The organism is Arthrobacter sp. OV608 (genome assembly GCA_900110595.1).
In the GTDB taxonomy this organism is placed as follows: Bacteria; Actinomycetota; Actinomycetes; order Actinomycetales; family Micrococcaceae; genus Arthrobacter.
Genome location: FOEZ01000002.1, coordinates 248,432 through 264,383 on the forward strand (window position 1 = coordinate 248,432; position 15,952 = coordinate 264,383).

The 15,952-nt window shown below is 59.0% G+C and carries 11 protein-coding genes and 1 pseudogene; 6 read left to right on the forward strand and 6 right to left on the reverse strand.

The features are described 5' to 3' along the window. The first annotated feature begins 127 nt into the window (after window positions 1–127). The 3 genes from BMX78_RS03910 to BMX78_RS03920 all read left to right on the forward strand — a co-directional run bounded on the left by BMX78_RS03910 (window position 128) and on the right by BMX78_RS03920 (window position 2,090). Window positions 128–742, forward strand: coding sequence for an ArsR/SmtB family transcription factor (locus tag BMX78_RS03910; RefSeq protein ID WP_286138766.1), 615 nt, complete (start codon window positions 128–130; stop codon window positions 740–742). Window positions 743–1,153: 411 nt separating this feature from the next. Further along, window positions 1,154–1,396: a hypothetical protein gene (locus BMX78_RS03915; RefSeq protein ID WP_091416640.1), complete on the forward strand. Its 243-nt coding sequence runs from the start codon at window positions 1,154–1,156 to the stop codon at window positions 1,394–1,396. A gap of 229 nt (window positions 1,397–1,625) precedes the next feature. Further along, window positions 1,626–2,090 carry an Lrp/AsnC family transcriptional regulator gene (locus tag BMX78_RS03920; RefSeq protein WP_091416642.1) on the forward strand — a complete coding sequence of 155 codons (465 nt, stop codon included), beginning with the start codon at window positions 1,626–1,628 and terminating at the stop codon, window positions 2,088–2,090. 259 nt (window positions 2,091–2,349) lie between these two features. On the opposite strand, the gene BMX78_RS03925 is transcribed toward BMX78_RS03920, so the two are convergent. Beyond that, window positions 2,350–3,678, reverse strand: a complete 1,329-nt coding sequence (locus tag BMX78_RS03925; protein WP_091416644.1) for a MinD/ParA family ATP-binding protein — start codon at window positions 3,676–3,678, stop codon at window positions 2,350–2,352. A 727-nt stretch (window positions 3,679–4,405) separates the two neighbouring features. Between BMX78_RS03925 and BMX78_RS23350 the strand changes: the two are divergent. Together BMX78_RS23350 and BMX78_RS03935 are read left to right on the forward strand one after the other, a co-directional pair. Continuing rightward, window positions 4,406–4,757, forward strand: a pseudogene (locus BMX78_RS23350) (transcriptional regulator); the annotation flags it as partial. A gap of 179 nt (window positions 4,758–4,936) precedes the next feature. After that, on the forward strand, window positions 4,937–6,961 hold the full coding sequence (locus tag BMX78_RS03935) for a right-handed parallel beta-helix repeat-containing protein (protein WP_139204875.1): 2,025 nt from the start codon (window positions 4,937–4,939) through the stop codon (window positions 6,959–6,961). Between the two features lie 117 nt (window positions 6,962–7,078). Here BMX78_RS03935 and BMX78_RS23830 read toward each other — a convergent pair whose 3' ends face one another. The 3 genes from BMX78_RS23830 to BMX78_RS23840 all read right to left on the reverse strand — a co-directional run bounded on the left by BMX78_RS23830 (window position 7,079) and on the right by BMX78_RS23840 (window position 8,565). Continuing rightward, a complete protein-coding gene (locus BMX78_RS23830) occupies window positions 7,079–7,528 on the reverse strand; it encodes a transposase (protein WP_502686271.1) in 450 nt (149 codons plus the stop codon). Between the two features lie 121 nt (window positions 7,529–7,649). Then, on the reverse strand, window positions 7,650–7,802 hold the full coding sequence (locus BMX78_RS23835) for a hypothetical protein (protein ID WP_502686265.1): 153 nt from the start codon (window positions 7,800–7,802) through the stop codon (window positions 7,650–7,652). Then, window positions 7,756–8,565, reverse strand: a complete 810-nt coding sequence (locus BMX78_RS23840) for a transposase (protein ID WP_502686266.1) — start codon at window positions 8,563–8,565, stop codon at window positions 7,756–7,758. The genes BMX78_RS23835 and BMX78_RS23840 overlap by 47 nt, the downstream gene beginning before the upstream one ends. A 1,060-nt stretch (window positions 8,566–9,625) precedes the next feature. On the opposite strand from BMX78_RS23840, the gene BMX78_RS03945 reads away from it, so the two are divergent. Then, window positions 9,626–10,870, forward strand: coding sequence for an EpsG family protein (locus tag BMX78_RS03945; protein ID WP_091416649.1), 1,245 nt, complete (start codon window positions 9,626–9,628; stop codon window positions 10,868–10,870). Between the two features lie 1,450 nt (window positions 10,871–12,320). On the opposite strand, the gene BMX78_RS03950 is transcribed toward BMX78_RS03945, so the two are convergent. Then, window positions 12,321–13,418 (reverse strand): polysaccharide pyruvyl transferase family protein, encoded by a 1,098-nt coding sequence (locus BMX78_RS03950; protein ID WP_091416652.1) that lies wholly within the window; start codon window positions 13,416–13,418, stop codon window positions 12,321–12,323. After that, window positions 13,415–15,802, reverse strand: a complete 2,388-nt coding sequence (locus BMX78_RS03955; protein WP_091416655.1) for an oligosaccharide flippase family protein — start codon at window positions 15,800–15,802, stop codon at window positions 13,415–13,417. The genes BMX78_RS03950 and BMX78_RS03955 overlap by 4 nt, the downstream gene beginning before the upstream one ends. Window positions 15,803–15,952 lie beyond the last annotated feature (150 nt).

Genomic DNA, 15,952 nt, shown 5'->3' on the forward strand with positions numbered 1-15,952 from the left:
CTGACGCTGGCTCTGGACAAATTGGACATGCGAGGGGGCACACATGGATGTACAGGGGGTGGTTCTTTGGGTCTGCGGACCGGAGGGCGGAGGATAATGGCATACACGGCCCGAAGGAGCGACGCGTATGAGCAGCTATGACATGGGGGCGGAGAGCCACCAGGCCCTTGCGGTGGAACCTGTTCCGGACGGGCACGCCGGCGCGTCGATGGATGCTGCGGCGGAGCTGTTCAAGGCCGTGGCACACCCGGCCCGCGCGCAGATCCTGGAGCTGCTCACCCAGGGTGAGTGCACCATCCCGGAACTGTGCGACGGCACGGGGCTGAAGCCTTCGCACTTGTCCCGGCATCTGACCCAGATGCGCGGGCAGCACCTGATCAAGTGCCTCCGGTCCAGTGGCCGGCTGGTCTATCGGCTGGCGTACCCGGAAGCAGCCGAGCTGCTGGTTGCTGCCCGGTCAGTGCTGCAGGCCCGGACAGGGGAAGCGGTCAGTTCCCTGGGCCCCACGCCGGAAGTGCAACCGTTCACGTCCCTGTGGGGCGAGCGGTTTTCGGCGCCGGAAGCCGCACTGGTTTCGCGTTCGGTGATTGCGGATGCGTGCCAGGCGATGGCGGCGCGGACCGGTTGCAGCCCGGAGGCGGCAGCGGGCCGGCTTATCACGGTGGCCCGCACCTGCAGAATCACGCTTCTGGAAGCCGCGCTGGAAGAACTGCGCACAGGCGAGGACAGCAGCGACGCCTGAGACTTGCAGGTCCCCGGACAGGCCTGACCGTCCGCCCCGGGCCCGCCGTGGCCAATGCTTCTTTCGGACCGTGCACCGGCCTTGACAAAAAATTGCGTTGACCTCTGGCCTGCCTTAGGACGAGACTTTTTAAGTGAGTTGACGAAAACGTCAATTCGTCCAATTTATTGAGTTTCTTCTCCTGTTGATCACAGGGAGAACGCTTCGCACCAAGTGGCAGGGGTGGCCCTTATTGGGGGTTCTTGGAGCGGGGATGGACGCGGAGGGGACAACGAGGTTTCCTCCGCCTTTCCATCACCTTTCGCGGTGACCGCAGCTGCGGAAGATGGGGCGGTGGAAACAAGCGCCTCGGCTTGCGGGGCCGGGGCGGCATTTCATACACGGGAATCACAATGGGTGGGAGTAACCGTCATGGGGATCGAAAAGCTGTGGGACCGGCTGGACACGGAAACGCGGCAGTGGCTTGTTGATAATCCCGGGTGTGTGATCCTCCCCCGGGCCGTGGTGGCAGCGATCAGCAAGGCCACGGGAGTGGAGTTGGACCAGGACCGGCACGGAGAAACGGTCCTCTCCCCCAGCGACTGCGACTTCATCCGCAGGGAAGCGGAACGGCACGATGCCCTCCACAGCGAGGCCGCGTCCCCGCGTTCCTGACTAGCTGATCGGTAAGCCGGCACCTGGTTCTTGGCTGGCTGCCTTGGCGTAGTACGGCCTTCTCGGCGCGCCTGCCCTCACTCTGCAAAGTCACTCTGCATGCTATGCGTCCATCCGCGTGGACTTCCGTATTCAGCTTCGGCTGGAACCGCAGACGCCTGAACGCTTTGATCTACACTGAAAGACGAATTGTAGATGTGGGCTCGCTGACTGACAGGCGTTGTGGACAATGGCAAGCAGGGATGCGGGGACGGAACCAGTCCCGCTGGATGACATCGACCGCAGGATCATTTCGGAGCTGACCCGCGACGGCCGGATGTCCGTGACCCAGGTGGCCGAGAACGTTCATATCTCGCGGGCGCACGCGTACACCCGGATCGGCCGGCTCACTTCCGAGGGCGTGCTGTCCAGGTTCACGGCGCTGGTGGACCCGATCAAGGCCGGGCTCCGGTCCTCCGCCTACGTGACCCTGAAGCTGAAGCAGGACGCCTGGCGCGAGCTGCGCGACCAGCTCGGCGCCATCCCCGAGGTGCACCACGTGGCCCTGGTGGGCGGCGACTTCGACGTGATCCTGCTGGTCCGCGCCGTGGACAACATCGACCTGCGGCGGGTCATCTTCGACCAACTGCAGTCCATGCCTGGAGTGCTCGACACCCAGACGTTCTTGGTGTTCGAGGATCTGGATACGCGCTAGATCAGTGGCGCGCTTTCGCCTTGATCAGCCCTGCGGCCAGAAGTCCCATACCCGCGAGTGATGCCAGCATTCCGCCCAGTGCTACGGCGTATTCGGTGATAGTCATTCCGCCACTCCTTCGTGATGTCCTGCCCTGATGAACCCCAAGCTACGACAGGAAGCTCAGCATTGGCCGAAGGCTCGGCGGAGGATTTGGTCAAGATTCGGGCAGCATTAAGGACCAGAACAGCAGACAAAGAAAAGCTTGCGAGGCTTGTGTCTACCTGTACCCGTCGACGATTGCGGCAGCGATCTCTTTGTATGCGCGCCGCGTCTCAGGCTTAAGGACGTCCAGGGTGACTAGGTCGCCATCCGCAACTCCGCGATCATGCGGAACAGCAATCAGCTCACGACAGATGCCCGAAAGGTGTTCCTCGATAGCATCCTTGTCCACGCGGGAGGAGACTTCGTCCTTGTCAGTGATCACCACGATGGCGTTGCGAGCCAGGTCCTCGTACCCATGGCTGGCCAGCCAATGCAGGGTGCTGCGGGCCCGCTTCGCACCGCTCACGGCGTAGCCGGCGGCAATCACGAGGTTGTCTGCCGACTGAAGGATCCCGCTCATGGCATTGTGCGTCACGCCAGTACCGCAGTCGGTCAACGCAACGGAGTAATAGCTGGAGATAAGTTTTCTGATGCGCAAGTACTCCGCAGCGGTGAGCGAATCCGAAACTTCCGGATCCTGCTCCCCTGCTATCAGATGCAACCGGCCAGCGTGATGCATGTATCGGGCGAGCGCAGTTAGCGAATCAATCGATTCAATGTTTTTTAACAGGTCGGTGATAGTCCGCGGGCTGGCTTGCTGGTAAATGCCCTCGCCGAGAGCGCGTTCCACGAGATCTCCAGAGTCGGGGTTGGCGTCGATGGCGCAGGGGGCGTCTCCGCGGTATTCCGCCAGGGTTAAACCAACGCCCACCGTGGTCGAGGTTTTGCCGATGCCGCCTTTGAGGCTGAGGATTGCTGTGTTGTAGCTGCCCTGGAGTTGGCGCGAAATGCGGCGGGCCAACTCGTCTTCTTGGCGCTGCTTAGCACCGGGCCCCAGGTTCCAGGCGCCTCCGGTCACTTTATAGAGGGCACCACGGAACCCACCCACAGGGCGCGGCTTCTGTTCTTTCACGAATAGCCCCGGCGAGCTGATGAAGTCCGGCATCGGGCTTTCGGCGATGGCGCTGGCGACCGTCGGTCGGGCACGGCGAAACTCGGGCGATCCATCGGTGGCCAGGGTTGGAATCGACACATCCGCGTCGGCTGGATCCGGTACAGAGGAAATAGTGTCTGGTGAGGCAGGCTGCGCTGATTCCGGTCGCCGGCTGGGGGCGGCCGGCTTTCCGGCATCGGCTGCGGCGGCCGCATCCGCCCAGGAGGTGCGGCGCGTCAACGGCTTACCGTCGGGCTGGACTGACGGGTTTGGTGTTACAGCTGGCATGGTTCCTGTCTGGGCATCCCACTGCTCGCCGTCGGCGCGACGAAGGTCGCGGCGTCGGCGCAGCTGCGGTTGCCCTGCATCCTCGGCATGGGCGCGTGCGTTCTGATCCGCCGGATCGGGCATGTATGTCCCCCCAGGACGTTCGGCAAGAAGTTTTGCAGCACTGGTTCAAACAGTAAGTCTAGGGGCTTCAGCGGATATGCCTGTTCAAATGCGAGTAAGCGCTGTTCCCACCACGGCTGCGGTCAGGACGAGCAGGACGGCTAAGACGGCATATCCCTGCCATTTGGGCCGGCCCTTGTGCGGGTTAATGTCGACGTACGGCATGCTGCGGTTACTACCTCGGGTGCTGTGGTGGTGTGCGGTGATTCCGATGACGCGGTGCTTCAACCGATATTTGGAGCAGGACGGCAAAGGGAATCAATAATGTGCCCAACAGGGCACAAAGCGCCAGAGCATACTTGGCGAGAGCCAAACGAACCTCCATCGGTTAACCTTGATCCCCCAGTACCAGATCAAGCTGGACCTTACCTGCACGTCGATGCCATTTACAAATCGCGACAAATCGCGTCTTTATAGGGGCCGGAGCTGAACGTGTCAGCGCCGATCCCAGCGGTGGCAGCGGCCAGCAAGCCAAAGAGAAGATCGGAAATCCGCTAAAAACTGAGCCACCGGGATTCTCGCCGAGAGTCGCGCGCATACTGTGTCCCGCTAAGGTTCCCATGTTGAGAGGCCGCAGGCACAATGATTCCGGCGGAGCAAGTAAATTGCGGCGAACTAGGGCGCGAGGGCATGCTTCCGTAGACGAATCGCAATTGTGATACGGATACGTACAGTAGTAGTTGACAAAATGGCAGCATCGGACGCGGGTGCCGAATCATCGCCGCTGGACAACATCGACCGCTGGATCATCTCGAAGCTGACCGGGGACGGCCGAACGTCTGTCACCACCCGAGTGGCAGAAAATGTCCACATCTCACGGCCCAAGCCTAGACACAGATCGCCAGACTCACCGGCGACGGTGTCCTTACGAAGTTCACGGCATTGGTGGACCCAATCAAGACCAGGCATAGGGTATCTGCCTACTTGACATCCAAGGCATCAGCATAGGGGCGGGAACTCCGCGAGCAACTCCGCACCATCCCGGAGGCGTGCACCACATCGCACTCGCGGGTGGAGACATTGACGTAATTCTGCTGTTGTGCCGTGGATAACATTTTATCCTCGTTAAATTGGGCCTGCCAAAATCGTACGAGCACTCGAAGGGCCCGGCGGTAATTGAAGACTTGAGTAACAAAAGTACCAAATGAGTACTTGCCAAGTAATAAGACGAGTAGCTTCCACGGTGGCTTGCGTAGCTCTGGGCGAATAGCTTCTTGATGTGGACAGAGAAATTGGCATTAAGTATCAACTGGTGTCGCAAAGCGACCCCGGAATAAAGCGTCGAGGGCTGCTCCGATTCGGAAGCCTGATGAGCGCGCTAACAAGTGCTACCGCAATTTCAGCCTTCGGTGCCACCAGCGCTCAGGCTGCCCCTGGCGATAAAACCCCGCCCAACACCTACGTCCCCGTCGCTGAGAAGGGCTCCCCAGCAGGGGTCGCAACCCTAGATGCAAATGCGCAAATCCTACCCACACAACTTCCCGACCTTTCTGCCAAGTATGCACCCGCGCAGATTCTTGTTGAGAGCCACGCCCTAAGCGGCGACGCATCTGATGACCTCGCTTGGGCTCGGGCAATCGGCGCCGCTCGAGCGGCCTCAGCTTTGGGGGGCGTTTCTCAGATTGTCGGTAGCAAGGAGTGCTACGAGTTCGCGTCACCGGTAGATATTGGTGGGTTGGCAGGCGTTACGATCCGCGGCCGCCAGGGCGGCCGATCAACAGTGAAGGCAAAAGCCGGCGCCGGGGTTCTCGAGTCGGCTTTCCGTATTACGAATGGGTCGGGCGATGCCAGCGATATCACGATCGAGAACTTCCTCTTCGACGGAGGCTTGACCAATGGCGCTGCACTCGGGACGAGCCCCGCTCGTGTGACTGGTAAGGACCCATCTGCAACACGAGTATTTGCCACTGACCGACTGGCATCAGCTATCAAGGTTCGCGGCGACAACGTGCCCAATTCTGCGTCGACCTACCCTTCAGTCGGAAACGTCACCATCCGACGGGTCAAGGTCTATGGGATGGAGAGCCTGCCCGTTCTCATATCCGGAGTCAGGGGCCACACAGTGGTCACAGAGTATGTCGCAGAGAGATCTCTGGACACCGGTTTCACCCACAACGAGTCCGTGACTTTCATGAATAACCGGGTCTACTACTCCGCGGACAATGGTGTATCACTTTCGCGTGGCAACAAAAATGTCATTTGCGTCGGAAACACATTCAGCGACTCATGGTTTTACGGGGTGTTCATCTCGGGGTTCGATAAGAACGCAGGCCCGGTCGGATTCGTCTGCACCGGCAACGACATCCTGCGCTCCTACGAGGGCGGCATCGGCCTGTTCATCGGCCCGACCAATGGCGTCGTGACTGGCAACACCATCGACACCGTCTACCGCGGCACGGAGCAGCACGACGCCAATTCACGCGCCATCGGAGTTGGAATCCGCGTCGGCGGTTACGTCCCCGTTGCGGGTGATACAGTCGGTCCGCTGTGGTGCCGAAACGTGCTTATCTCCGGCAACGAAATCATCGACGCCGCACGCGGCGGAATCCTGGTGACTTCCAGGTCCACGAATATCGACGTGGTTCAGAACGTGATCACTCGCCCCGGTTCGACAACAGACAGCACTGGTGCGACGGTCGGACCGGAAGCCGAAAACCAAAACTTCGGAATTTTGCTTTCGGGCGGTGACAGCGCCGCGGACTGGGGCGAAATCCGCGTGAAAATGAACACTATTGTGGACGACCGGGATGTCCCCCTTACAAACCGGGGAACTTTTATCACATCGTCGGCGACATCGAAAGCGTTGTTGCAATTTAACGTATGGTCGGGGACACGAGTACAAAACGACGAGAAGTCAGATATTGGGCCTCGGGCCGTCGTAGGGGATGCTCTTAGCTCTGACACACGGTTCGAAATGGTTTCCGCGAATGGCGCCCTGAAGTCGGTCATTTATCGGGTGGCTTCGGGTTCGCTATTTCGCATCGCCACCACTTCCGACAGTTCGCTCGAAGTGGGCACGTATCAGACTATCGGTAGCTCTACGGTCACCGCCGCCATGCAAGTAAACCGCGCCCTTTCGCAGGTGCGGTTTATGACAGCCCCGCGGTTGCCTTCCTACACAACAGCGACGCGTCCTAAGGCCGCGACTGTGACGGCAGGCGCCCAGATTTACGATTCGACCCTAGGCTACGCCGTGACCTCAAACGGCGCGGACTGGGTCAACGGCATCGGAACCGTCGTCTAGGAGACTGCTGAACAAAGTGGTTGTGGGGCGGGCAGAACGCCATCATGTGGCCGTCTAGCGGCGTGTTCTGGTCAGCACCCTTGGGTGCGACAACGGGGTCGTTCCGCCTGCTTGGCTTTATTCTGCCTCAGAATCCGTTTCATCATCCAGGTGATTTTGTTGATGCGGCGGGGGTTTCTGGCGGTGGTTTATCCCAGCGCCCATGATCCGTCGTTCTCGGTTAGTCCGAGGGCAAGGAAGCGTCGTAGGTTCAGTCCTGCGATCCGTAGCTGCAGCCAGGCGTTTGTTCCGGCTGACGCCGCGGTGCCGAACGCGGCGGTTGCCGCGGGTGAGCCAGGCGAGGGACCGCTCGACCCTGGCCAGTGCGTACGATAGTCGTGTTGGAAGGCCGGGTTCTTGGCCCGTTGCGGTGTTCGCGTTGCAGCGCGTCGTGTTCGTGCAGCTCGATTTTGCGTCCCTGCGGCGAGGCGTGCACCGGCGCCGGAGTGGGCAGCCGGTGCAGGCGGCGTCGAACGTGACCCGTCGCTTGGCGGTGATCTTGCGGGTGAGACCATTCGGGCACGTCATGGTGCCGGCTGCTTCATTGACGGTGAAGTCATCGAGGGTGAACCCGCGCTCAACGGTCGGGCTCAGCGGCCATGGTTTGATCACCGGTGGACGCGAGGGCGGCGAGCATCTCTCCCGTGCCCTAGGCCGAGTCGGCCAGAACCTGGACGCTGGTTCCGACGATTGTGGGGTCCATGCCGATCAGCCGGGCACCGACCGCTCCGTCACTGTTCTCCGGACCGGAGGCCTTAGTCAGTTCCGCAGCGGTGATCAGCCCGGTGTCGGGCTCGATCACGATATGGGCTTTGAACCCGTATTGCTGCCGGGACTGGGTCTTGTGCGCGCCGGGTGTCGGGGTCAACGGTGGAGATCAGCCGGTCAGGGGCGACCTTCCGGGCGATCCGCCACCGCCCGCCGGTCCCGTCTGAGTCCTCGGCCGGTTCCACATCCTGCCCGCCGACGAGTGCAAGCAGCGCGTACGCATCGGCGGCCTTGCCCTCGAGAGTCCCGGGATCGACCGCGGCCAGCAGCGCCAGCGCGTCGGTGAGCAGCACGGAGATTAGCCCGTCCTTGGTGTCCTGGTCATCCCAGGCGATGTCCGGCTTGCCGGTACGGGCGTAGTCATACCCCGTCGCGTGCGCCAGCAGCTCCTGGCCCCCGGAGACATCCCGGCCGAAGCGGCGGACACCTGCGATCAGCTGCGTGATCGTGTCCTGCCTGGCGACCGCATCATCCAGGACCGTCGAATCCACCGCCCTGCGGCGCTTGCCCTTCAGGGCCCCGGTCTCCCCGACGACCTCGCCGATGGCTTCCATGATCCGGTGCGGGTCCGACGAGGCGGCCAGACGCTTGCGCCAATACGTCAGCGTGCTCGAGTGGAATCCCGTGTCGGTCAGCCGGTACCCGCACGCTGCCTTCCACCGCAGATCATACGTCAACGCCTCCGCGGTTTCCCGATCAGAGAGGCCCCGCAAAGCCTGCAACACCAGCACCGACCCGATCACCGGGGCGGGAACCGACGGACGGCCCCGCCGCGACGGGAAGAGGTCCTCCATCATCGAATCCGGACACAACCGCCCCCGATGCCTGGCCAAAAAAGCGAAAACACTGCCCGGAGCCAACAACTCCCCCGGCCAGCGCCTCCACATCCAAATACCCGCGTTGCGCATCCTCGCGTCCCTGCATTAGACCAGTCTTAACCACCAGCCGCACCAGTCCAGCCGACGCGCCCCACAACCACTTTGTTCAGCAGTCTCCTAGGCCTTCTAGCCGGTATACACCACAACGTGGATCTGCCCTCAGGCAGCTGTCAAGGTGAGCTATCGCGCGCCGCCCTCCGACTGATATCTCTGTCCAGGTCCGAGTAGAACACTCAATACAGACAAGTTTCTCCTTCGAGGATGCGGAGACGCGGTCCTGTAGCCGCAGGCTCGCCTTCCAGTTCCGGCCACCGACCCAAAATCAGCCTGGGGTTCCCCTAGTGCCGCCCCGAGACCTTGACTGGAGCCCGTCGAAGGCGAGAGGTCTCTCTCGGCCATGCCGGGTCATGAGGGAGGTAGGGAATTTGCAACGGAACGGCCAGGTGCTTATCAATAGCGTCGGTGTCGCTGCGGGATGAGCCATGGTCCTCGTCCGGGATAGGCACACTTCGCACCGCTGACCGAAGTACCGTCGGGGGCGATCAGCAGGTAGGCCCCCTCTGCCCTAGTGAGCCTAATGGTATAGGCCCACGCCGCCGAAGCGGACTTTAGTCAACAACAAGTACCTGGAGGTCCCCCAGGTAACAGGCCCAAGTAGTCAACGTTGGCCTAGTAAGCTTGGCGCGAAGGGGGCCTCATTGCCAAACGCAGCACACACCAATCTTCCACGCCCATTTGCGGAGTCCATCCTTGCAGCGGCCGTGGTTTTCGTTCCACTCCAGCGGGCGCTTACGTTAGCTGTGAGATTACTGCTCAAGCGCACCGGGCTGCTAGCAAAGACAGACGGCATTTCAGTGGCGGCATGGGCTTTAGGGTGCGCTACGTTCATCCGATGGCTAACCCATAGGATCAGCGGCACGCTTGCCAGTCATGGCCACTGGTTCGACTCCGGTACGCATCGGTATGGCAGGAACGAAGGATGATCGCGCCATATGTAATTCTTTTCGCGGTCACCACCATGTTCGTCGGTATTGCAGGCTCCTTCAGGGGCAAGTTCATTCTGGTGCGTTGGGTGTCGGCGTCCATCGCGATCCTACTTGTCAGCGTCTTCGCCGGCATCCGCGACCTGGAAGTCGGCGGCCCAGACGTCATGATCTACGGCAACCGAGTCTTTAACGCGATGGCGGCAACCCCCGAACTCTCTGGGATGTTTAATTACGCCATAGCGAAAAACGTTCAGGGAGAAGCCGGGTACTACTTCCTCAACTGGCTAGTCAGCCGTTACACGACGGACCCTCATGTCTTTTACGCCGTCCTAGCAGCCTTTACCTCGAGCATCATTCTGATGGCGATCATGCTGCTTCGCGAGTACGGGTCGCCAACAGTGATGTGGCTCACATACCTGTTAACGGCCTACGTCGAGGGATTCAATCTCCTCCGACAAAGCCCCGCCCTCTCCCTTGCTGTACTCGGCCTGGCGCTCGTGCTCCGCTCAAGGTATGGCCTGGGACTCGTGGTCGGTGGGGCAGGACTCCTTTTCCACAACTCCGCCATCGTGTTCTTCATCATGTGGGGCGTGGCGGTGTACTTAAAAACTCGTCGCCATCGAGTCGGCCGGGCCGTGTGGGTGGTCCTCGTGGTTGGCGCGCTCGCGCTTGCTGCGGTCGCACCGATCCTCGAATTGCTAAGCAACTCCCTCGCCGACTCGAAGTACCAGGAATACCTTGGCGAAGGCGCGCGCGGAGGCCGGGCCTTCGGTGTTGATGCCCTCTATCGAGCTGTGCCGCTCTTGGTCGGTATCTGGGTGCTCGCGGCGACACGGCAATCCGGTGCGAAACCTGCGCTAGTGCGCGCCCCCCGTTCTCGTGGGGGGGTACTCGTGATGCCACTTCCGCAGCCACGCGAGTCGGCCGTCGAAGCTCTGTCGAAGGCTCAGCAGATGACCCGGCGCGCCCTAATCGTCGTGCTGGCACTCCTTGCTTTGGAGCTCGTGCTACTTCCGGTACGGGAGATTAGTTACCCGTTTTATCGGCTTTTGGCCTACTTCGGCTATCTTCGCATCATCGGGTACGGCCTGATAGTGGGATTGATTCCAAAATACCGGCTCGGCGCAGGGCTGGCCACGGTCGCGTTCGCTGCAGCGTACTTCCTGCTGATCGTTCTGGGCCGCAACGAGGCCTACTACACTTCGGCAATACTGGATGAATGGCTAAGAGCCAATTGATCGTACGCATTCCCGTCGAGAGACGAAGTTATCTTTCCCCCACGGCAGGCCGATCAGCATAACAGGCTAGATTACGCACCCAGGAGCGACGATGCCTCAACCCGGCACACATCGTGGCAGATGCCGCTCCTCACCCGCGGACTGCTGGTTATCACGACGGTTCGAGGAACAACCGGCAGACCACCGGTGCAATAACTCTGCACAGCGACGCCTGCAAGACGCCAGCGAAATCCGAAAGCGCCGCGAGAATCCCCAACTCCGCCTGGGGCCAATAGCGTCGAGTCTATTAGTCAGAGCAAATCGGCAGCAGCTGAGTACGGTGAGATTCCGGGCTCTTCGTACTTGGTAGTGAATCAAGTTTCGTGTTTGAAAGCTGAAAGGGTCGTTGCCCTGCTTTGATGGATGTTCTCCACGCGTCCATCAAAAGTCAGGAGCTACCAGTCTCGGTGACGGTCGAAAAGTGAACCGATGGAAGCCACGTCGGCGAAATGGCCCACTTTTCGATCATCGCTAACAGCGAGCCCTGATTGTGTCTCCCCGCACTTCACTGGCGCCTCGGCGTGCAAGTCCTCGCTGTCGAACGCCCCAGCATTCAAGGCCGTACGTAATGGCTTCTAGGCACGGCCGTTCCGGTCGACTCCTTCCGTCAAGCTCAGCAACGATATGCTCACCGAAGTCCGGCAGCGACCAACCCAACAGGTCCACGGCCGGTGGCGACGCACCCTCGGACAGGTCGCGAAATAGGCTCAGCGCCGCGTTCGCCCTGACGACGCCACAGGGGTGCTGCCGACTGTCCTGCTGGTCAGAGAACAGGTCCGGACGCTGCTGGCCACCGGCCCCATGCCGATGCCGATGCGACCGCCGTATGATGCGACAAATCGTGCGTCAGAAACGCACTGGCTCTGTCCCACGATCTGATTTGGTGGAAAGAGGACAAAGTTTTCATTGTCACCGTATGGTCAACGGGGCTCTTCACGGTTTATGGGAGTGGCAGCCTCAGGCGCCAACCCGGTTTGCCTCATTCAAGGCTCCTGGTCCTGTCCTTCGTTTAAGGTAAGACACACTTATCCCAGCTGGGCCACGTGCCCCGCTTTTTAGCTGCGACGCGGGCTCACTTCCCCACCAAACACAAAGAGCCGTCAACGGCGAAATCGGAAGCAAACAACACGGCCATCGAACACATCAAACGAACCGGTCCAAACGTAGACCCAGTTGGGCAAATGCTGCCACAGGCATGAAAACCTCTCATGCAGAACATTCCACAAAACTTGAAGAGTCGGCAAAGCTCGCGGCTCATGATTCCAATTGATACAAAGAGAACGTCATTAAGGCAGAGCTACTAGCCCTTCGACTATCCAGTCAATCCAAATTCAGCAGGAGCCACGCAGGCATCAAGCCTCAGTACATGTGTACGACGTCCCTTTATTAGACCACGACACGCGTCCTTCGATTAAGGACGCGCGGAGCCCAGAACATCGATGACCGCAGACCACATTCGATCATTTTCGGCAAGTAGTTCGGGTTGCTTAGCCTCCAAAATAGCTAAGCCTTCGTCATCCGCTATGAGGTTTTCTATAGACTCCTTGATATCTTGTTCTGCGGAAAAGAGCCAGCGCTCCACCCCATAGTCACCCAGCAACTGTTCATACTTGTGAGACCAGCCGAAGGCGAGAACTGGAGTGTTTTGAGAAAGGGCACCAACGATAGCGTGGAAACGACTTGCAATGGCGACGCGCGCATTCCCGATCACACCTTTCAACACAAGTGGATTCTTATCCCGGAATACGTCGCAGTCAAGCTGCTGAGCGACCCGGTGGGCGATGTCGTTGTCATTGAATTCGTGAACGACGATCACCGGTTCGATCCCAGCAGCACGCAGGACTTGCCCAGCCGTGATAAAGGAGTCGGTATAGGCATCCTCGCCCAATCCGGTGTGCGTAATCATCTTGACATTCGGAACAAGGGCAGCGTAATCACCACTGAACCGTGAGCTTCGCGGTGCTTTCAGCCCAATTGTAAAATCTGGCGACAATTGGACGTTGATCGCAGGATCCAGTTGGCGGACATGGGCCAGGCTTACTTGGTCCCGAGCAAAAACAAGTTCAGCACTGACGAGAAGTTGCTTGGACCATTTTCGTTGCTCTTCGTTCTTGAAAGGACCGAACGCCTGTGGGAGAAACACTGTTGGAACGCCACGTTTCTTGCGGCGATCGGCGACAAGCGCTTCGCGCTTGCTGCGAACAGGCGAGAAGCTGTCGCTGTAAGCGAACCCGGCGGCATCCAGGACGCCGCTCACGTCAGTCTCGCTAGTGAGACCGAAGGCGTCTCTCAGTTTTGCTGGCACCAAGGAACCTACGAAACCACTAGCGAGGGGCGCCTGATTCATCAGCAGCGTCTGTCGCATCCCTAAGCGGGCTCGGACATCATATGCAGACCCGTTTGGTGAAACGGCTATGGGAAACTTGCCTCCCAGCCGTTCAGCGACGGCATACATCATCAACTCGGCACCCTTGTTGTGGGTGTTTACGCCCCGCAGGTCAATAGTCATAGCGTGTTGTAGCTCCTAAGCGCATCGAGGTCTCTTTTGGCAGAATACGGCGTCAGGCTTGCTGAATCGGCGAAGCCGAAGCCAATTAGCATCACCACGCGCTCGTGGCTATTCAGCCCAAGAAGCTTTCCCATTCGTTTATCGCGTTCTAAAATGTCCGGCCAATTGATGCACACCGAGGCAACGTTTTGAGCCTCTAAACCAAGAATGAAGGACATAGCTGCCAAGCAACCGTCGGTGTAAATGAGATGGCGGTCACGCTCGTCCGAAAATGCCGAAAGGTCCCCAACGATGACAGCCAGCCCGGGCAGATTGTGTCCATAGCCCGCTGTACCCATGGGCACAGCCGCCACCTGGCGAATCATTTCCGGATCGTCGAAAATTCGAAAAGTAAACGGCTGCCTGTTGCAGGCCGAAGGGGCCTCACGGGCCACATTCATGGCGAGATCTACCAGTTCTCTGGGGACCGGCTTTGGTTCGAACCACCGAACCGACTTTCGACGAACGGCTAGCTGAGTCAATGTTTCGATATCGACCGGGGGCTCGTCAGTGTAAGGCGCATGCGGTCCACTTTCAGGACTCCCGTCTGATGCCCAATCAATCGCATAAAAAGTGGACTGAGCCTGCCGGATGACAGCACTGGTGCTCAACTCGGTCGCCTCGAAGTATCGACGCAAAACCTCGCGGGCCCAATCTTGAACTTCGTCACTGATGAATTTCGGTTGGTGGTCTTTGGCCGAACGCAGCAAGGCAACAGTTTCCGCAATGTAATCGACCCCAAAGGTTTCGCGCCGAGGGACCATAGTTAGGCCTTTCTCCAGCATATGAATGTTGCGCCGCAAAAGGAATTCTTGTTTGCCGTCAGCATATCTCTTGGCAAAGGCCTGGTGGCCCTTAGCGACCACAAACTCCTCGCGCTTGAAAGCGTCACTGAACATTGAATAATAGACAAATCTGTGAATTCGACTTCCGCTGCGCAGGCTCTGAATGACTTTGTGGCGCCGACGGCCAAGCGACTTCCGCAAGTTTGGCGAAATCTTCATTTCCGTTCCTTTTCCACCCATAAAAGCAATGAGATATCTAACCGGCGCGATCAAGGCTAGCGCCATCTGGAGGCCGGCCGGCCTCGTTGAGGTTCCTATAAAACACGATAAAAAAGACGCGACTATGTAGGAAACTAATGTCGCAACTGCAGCGCCCGCCAATCCCATAGTAGGAATAAGCAAGAAGTTGAGGCCAATGTTAAGCGCTGCTCCTAGAAAGTGGCGAATGAGGGAGGCAAACAGTAGGTCTTCGACAAGGATCCACTTACTGAAAACAGCACCCATGAATACGAAAGGCAGGGCTAATACGTGAATCTGGAGTATTTGCCCTGACAGCGAATAATCAGACCCGTACAACAGCGTCAGGAATGCTGGCCCCAGCAAAAACGCAGCAGCGGCAATGCCTATGCCTGTCCAGCATGCCAGATCGTATGATCGCTGAAGAGATCTGCGGTACTGACTACTAGCACCCCCATACTTCTTACGCACACGTATCAAACTAGGAAAAGTCGCAGTCATGAAGACGACGGGCAAAAAGTAGAACATCTCTGAGAATCTTGACGCCGCAGCATAGATTCCAACGCCAACGCTGCCAACGAGGGCCTGGATAATCAGAATGTCGCCCCGACTATTGACCTGTTGGGCGATCCCGGAGAGAAGAAGAATCCAAGACTTGCCCAATAGTTGGTGAACGCTGTGAATCCTTGGCCGTCCCAGCCCCACCGACTGTCTGTCCAAGTAGAACCGGAGGAGCAGCCCTAAGGAAATAAACACTGACTCAGCAACATACATCCAGAGGAAAATCCAAAGATCCACTCCTAGGACTGCAGCGCATAGCCGGGCAGCCAGGAATGCAAGTACGACAGAAATCCTGACTACTGCGCTCTTGCGACTCTCGACACGAGCTTGAAACCAATATTCCGTCGCGTCGAAGCCCCGAGATATCAGCACCAAGAGGGCGACAGCCGTCGCTTCCAACACCACGGACTGTCCAGCAGTCAAGGAGACTGACAACAACAACGCATACGCTAGGACGGCAAAGAACTCCCTGATGACGATCAGTGCCGTCATCGTTCGCCGCTGATGCTCGGGATTCTCCACCAGAGACTTGATGGCCAGTCCAGCCAGACCCGCTGTTACTATCGACATTCCAATGTTTGCCAAGTTTGTCGCATAGCTGAAAATACCGAACTCGGCAACGCCAAGCACTCGTGCCAAAATGATGCCGCTCACCGCCGTAGCGGCCATACTAATGATCTGTTGCAAAGTCGCCCAGGTTGCGCTACCCAGGATGTTCTTGTTGGGAGCAATAATCTGACGGCCCGCAGCCCTATGCTTCATTCCCAGACCTTCTTGGAGACCGAGGACGAGAAATCTTTCTAGGGGGTCCTGCTAACCAGTGTTTGGTGGCTACTTGGGTCAACAAGCGTCGAAGTGAATCGGATAAAGGTGAGTCCGGCGTATTCCGCTGACGCGACACGCAGATAGCAG